Origin of the sequence: Idiomarina rhizosphaerae (assembly GCF_024159085.1) — a bacterium.
Classification (GTDB): Bacteria; Pseudomonadota; Gammaproteobacteria; order Enterobacterales; family Alteromonadaceae; genus Idiomarina; species Idiomarina rhizosphaerae.
This window is the reverse complement of sequence record NZ_JAMZDE010000002.1, coordinates 1-5252: the sequence shown is the minus strand read 5'-3', so window position 1 is coordinate 5252 and position 5252 is coordinate 1. Positions and strand designations below refer to the sequence as shown.

The window sequence follows — 5252 nt, the reverse complement described above, 5'->3', positions numbered from 1 at the left end:
ATTCGGTAAAGTCGCTCGCTTGTGCGTAACGTCCCAAACACCTTGGGTGTTGTATGGTTAAGTCTCACGGGCAATTAGTACGGGTTAGCTCAACGCATTACTACGCTTCCACACCCCGCCTATCAACGTTGTAGTCTCCAACAACCCTTCAGAGCACTCTAAGTGCTAGTGACAGCTTATCTTGAGGCTCGCTTCCCGCTTAGATGCTTTCAGCGGTTATCGATTCCGAACGTAGCTACCGGGCAATGCCACTGGCGTGACAACCCGAACACCAGAGGTTCGTCCACTCCGGTCCTCTCGTACTAGGAGCAGCTCCTCTCAACTCTCAAACGCCCACGGCAGATAGGGACCGAACTGTCTCACGACGTTCTAAACCCAGCTCGCGTACCACTTTAAATGGCGAACAGCCATACCCTTGGGACCGACTTCAGCCCCAGGATGTGATGAGCCGACATCGAGGTGCCAAACACCGCCGTCGATATGAACTCTTGGGCGGTATCAGCCTGTTATCCCCGGAGTACCTTTTATCCGTTGAGCGATGGCCCTTCCATTCAGAACCACCGGATCACTATGACCTACTTTCGTATCTGCTCGACGTGTCTGTCTCGCAGTTAAGCTGGCTTCTGCCATTGCACTAACCGTACGATGTCCGACCGTACTTAGCCAACCTTCGTGCTCCTCCGTTACTCTTTGGGAGGAGACCGCCCCAGTCAAACTACCCACCAGGCACTGTCCACAACCCCGATAAGGGGCCAATGTTAGAACATCAAACATACAAGGGTGGTATTTCAAGGATGGCTCCACGTCAACTAGCGCCAACGCTTCTAAGCCTCCCACCTATCCTACACATGTAGGTTCAATGTTCAGTGCCAAGCTGTAGTAAAGGTTCACGGGGTCTTTCCGTCTAGCCGCGGGTACACAGCATCTTCACTGCGATTTCAATTTCACTGAGTCTCGGGTGGAGACAGCGTGGCCATGGTTACACCATTCGTGCAGGTCGGAACTTACCCGACAAGGAATTTCGCTACCTTAGGACCGTTATAGTTACGGCCGCCGTTTACCGGGGCTTCGATCAAGAGCTTCGTCCGAAAACTAACCCCATCAATTAACCTTCCGGCACCGGGCAGGTGTCACACCGTATACGTCCACTTTCGTGTTAGCACAGTGCTGTGTTTTTAATAAACAGTCCCAGCCACCTGGTCACTGCGACCACCAGCAGCTCATGACGCGAAGTCAATCACCACCAGTGGCGTACCTTCTCCCGAAGTTACGGTACTATTTTGCCTAGTTCCTTCACCCGAGTTCTCTCAAGCGCCTTAGTATTCTCTACCTGACCACCTGTGTCGGTTTGGGGTACGGTCAATGTTCATCTGAAGCTTAGAGGCTTTTCCCGGAAGCATGGCATCAATGACTTCGCACCCGTGGGTACTCGTCTCGTGTCTCGGCCTTAAGGACCCGGATTTACCTAAGTCCTCAGCCTACGCACTTTCACCGGGACTACCAACGCCCGGCTCACCTAGCCTTCTCCGTCCCCCCATCGCAATGAACATCGGTACAGGAATATTGACCTGTTTTCCATCGACTACGCGTTTCCGCCTCGCCTTAGGGGCCGACTTACCCTACCCTGATTAGCATGGGATAGGAAACCTTGGTCTTCCGGCGTGGGAGTTTTTCACTCCCATTATCGTTACTCATGTCAGCATTCGCACTTCTGATATGTCCAGCAGTCCTCTCGAACCACCTTCACCCACTTACAGAACGCTCCCCTACCCCGCATACAAAGTATGCAGCCGCAGCTTCGGTGTATGGCTTAGCCCCGTTACATCTTCCGCGCAGGCCGACTCGACTAGTGAGCTATTACGCTTTCTTTAAAGGATGGCTGCTTCTAAGCCAACCTCCTAGCTGTCTCTGCCTTCCCACATCGTTTCCCACTGAGCCATAACTTCGGGACCTTAGCTGGCGGTCTGGGTTGTTTCCCTCTTCACGACGGACGTTAGCACCCGCCGTGTGTCTCCCGGATAGTACTCATTGGTATTCGGAGTTTGCATGGGGTTGGTAAGTCGGGATGACCCCCTAGCCCAAACAGTGCTCTACCCCCAATGGTATTCGTCCGAGGCTCTACCTAAATAGATTTCGGGGAGAACCAGCTATCTCCGGGCTTGATTAGCCTTTCACTCCTAGCCACAAGTCATCCCCTAATTTTTCAACATTAGTGGGTTCGGTCCTCCAATTGATGTTACTCAATCTTCAACCTGCTCATGGTTAGATCGCCCGGTTTCGGGTCTATACCCTGCAACTCAACGCCCAGTTAAGACTCGGTTTCCCTACGGCTTCCCTATACGGTTAACCTTGCTACAGAATATAAGTCGCTGACCCATTATACAAAAGGTACGCAGTCACGGAACACGTCCGCTCCTACTGCTTGTACGTACACGGTTTCAGGTTCTGTTTCACTCCCCTCGCCGGGGTTCTTTTCGCCTTTCCCTCACGGTACTGGTTCACTATCGGTCAGTTGGGAGTATTTAGCCTTGGAGGATGGTCCCCCCATATTCAGTCAGGATATCACGTGTCCCGACCTACTCGATTTCACTTATCATGCACCGTCACATACCGGGCTCTCACCGTCTGTGGCTCCGCTTCCCATCGGATTCTGCTAGCACAAGTTAAGCTTAAGGGCTGCTTCCCGTTCGCTCGCCGCTACTGGGGAAATCTCGGTTGATTTCTTTTCCTCCGGGTACTTAGATGTTTCAGTTCTCCGGGTTCGCTTCCTGGCACCTATTGATTCAGTGCCGGATACTCTGTAAACAGAGTGGGTTTCCCCATTCGGAAATCCATGACTCAAATGCCTCTTACTGGCTTATCATGGCTTATCGCAAGTTAGTACGTCCTTCATCGCCTCCAACTGCCTAGGCATCCACCGTGTACGCTTAGTCACTTAACCATACAACCCGAAGGTGTCTGGCATACGTGACCAAGATTGTTTGTTCTCGCTGTACACAAGTTCGATACGCCTCTACCAAATCAGTTTGTTCAAGTAGAGTGGCATTCTTACTTATAAATATTACAATCAGCTTTCCATGTTGTTAAAGAGCATGTAACGCTTAGTTACCGGTAAAAACTCTTTCTTAAGAGTGCTTAACGCTAACCATCGCTCCTGACGTGAACGTCAGGCTGCATCAAGAGAAGAAGAAATGGTGGAGCCAAGCGGGATCGAACCGCTGACCTCCTGCGTGCAAGGCAGGCGCTCTCCCAGCTGAGCTATGGCCCCAGAATGCTTGCCTGAAGCTTCGATAGCGGCGTTGCGCGATTCGTTCAATCAGTCACATACCATCGAGGTATGCTCCTTCAATCACTCAACGTGCGCCTTGCTCTCAAAGCTTCATGCTGCGCGTGCTGACATCGGGGAAAACCCTCTTCTCAACATCGCGGCAGCCCTGACAAGGGGATTTCAAGGTTAGGCAAGGCGAGAGGGTGCGAAGCATACATCAGTATGCGAGTACCCGAACAACGCAGCATAACCGCAGAAATGGTGGGTCTGGGCAGACTTGAACTGCCGACCTCACCCTTATCAGGGGTGCGCTCTAACCAGCTGAGCTACAGACCCAGTTTCTTCTCTTTCTATATCAAGCCTGCAAACTGTGTGGACACTTACGTCCGTAAGCTGTTTTGTAAGGAGGTGATCCAGCCGCAGGTTCCCCTACGGCTACCTTGTTACGACTTCACCCCAGTCATGAACCACACCGTGGTGATCGTTCTCCCGAAGGTTAAACTAACCACTTCTGGTGCAGCCCACTCCCATGGTGTGACGGGCGGTGTGTACAAGGCCCGGGAACGTATTCACCGTGGCATTCTGATCCACGATTACTAGCGATTCCGACTTCATGGAGTCGAGTTGCAGACTCCAATCCGGACTACGACGCACTTTATGAGATTCGCTTGCCATCGCTGGCTTGCTGCCCTTTGTATGCGCCATTGTAGCACGTGTGTAGCCCATCCCGTAAGGGCCATGATGACTTGACGTCGTCCCCACCTTCCTCCGGTTTATCACCGGCAGTCTCCCCAGAGTTCCCACCATTACGTGCTGGCAACTAAGGATAAGGGTTGCGCTCGTTGCGGGACTTAACCCAACATCTCACAACACGAGCTGACGACAGCCATGCAGCACCTGTCTCAGTGTTCCCGAAGGCACTAATCCATCTCTGGAAAATTCACTGGATGTCAAGGGATGGTAAGGTTCTTCGCGTTGCATCGAATTAAACCACATGCTCCACCGCTTGTGCGGGCCCCCGTCAATTCATTTGAGTTTTAACCTTGCGGCCGTACTCCCCAGGCGGTCAACTTAGTGCGTTAGCTGCGTTACTCACGTCTTAATGACACGAACAACTAGTTGACATCGTTTACGGCGTGGACTACCAGGGTATCTAATCCTGTTTGCTCCCCACGCTTTCGTACCTCAGCGTCAGTCTCTGACCAGGTGGCCGCCTTCGCCACCGGTATTCCTTCCAATATCTACGCATTTCACCGCTACACTGGAAATTCTACCACCCTCTTCAGGACTCTAGCATGCCAGTTCAAAATGCAATTCCCAGGTTGAGCCCGGGGCTTTCACATCTTGCTTAACACGCCGCCTACGTACGCTTTACGCCCAGTAATTCCGATTAACGCTTGCACCCTCCGTATTACCGCGGCTGCTGGCACGGAGTTAGCCGGTGCTTCTTCTGCGACTAACGTCAATGTGCTGCGCTATTAACACAACACCCTTCCTCGTCGCTGAAAGTGCTTTACAACCCGAAGGCCTTCTTCACACACGCGGCATGGCTGCATCAGGGTTTCCCCCATTGTGCAATATTCCCCACTGCTGCCTCCCGTAGGAGTCTGGGCCGTGTCTCAGTCCCAGTGTGGCTGATCATCCTCTCAGAACAGCTAGGGATCGTCGCCTTGGTGAGCCTTTACCCCACCAACTAGCTAATCCCGCTTGGGCTCATCTTTAGGTGTGAGGCCCGAAGGTCCCCCACTTTGGTCCGTAGACATTATGCGGTATTAGCCACAGTTTCCCGTGGTTGTCCCCCGCCTAAAGGCAAATTCCCAAGTATTACTCACCCGTCCGCCGCTCGTCAGCAGAGAAGCAAGCTTCTCTCTGTTACCGCTCGACTTGCATGTGTTAGGCCTGCCGCCAGCGTTCAATCTGAGCCATGATCAAACTCTTCAATTAAAAGTAGTTCAATCAACTCAATGAATTACGCGTTTTTGCT

2 tRNA genes and 2 rRNA genes are annotated in these 5252 nt (G+C 52.3%); all 4 read right to left on the bottom strand.

Annotation, left to right across the window (positions count from 1 at the left end):
* Window positions 1-53 precede the first annotated feature (53 nt).
* The 4 genes from NJR55_RS02455 to NJR55_RS02440 all read right to left on the bottom strand — a co-directional run bounded on the left by NJR55_RS02455 (window position 54) and on the right by NJR55_RS02440 (window position 5212).
* A 23S ribosomal RNA gene (locus NJR55_RS02455) occupies window positions 54-2941 on the bottom strand.
* Between the two features lie 251 nt (window positions 2942-3192).
* Window positions 3193-3268 (bottom strand) — tRNA-Ala (locus tag NJR55_RS02450).
* A gap of 259 nt (window positions 3269-3527) precedes the next feature.
* Window positions 3528-3604: transfer RNA gene (locus NJR55_RS02445), tRNA-Ile, on the bottom strand.
* A 65-nt stretch (window positions 3605-3669) separates the two neighbouring features.
* A 16S ribosomal RNA gene (locus tag NJR55_RS02440) occupies window positions 3670-5212 on the bottom strand.
* The 16S and 23S rRNA genes sit together here with 2 tRNA genes alongside, the layout of an rRNA operon.
* Window positions 5213-5252 lie beyond the last annotated feature (40 nt).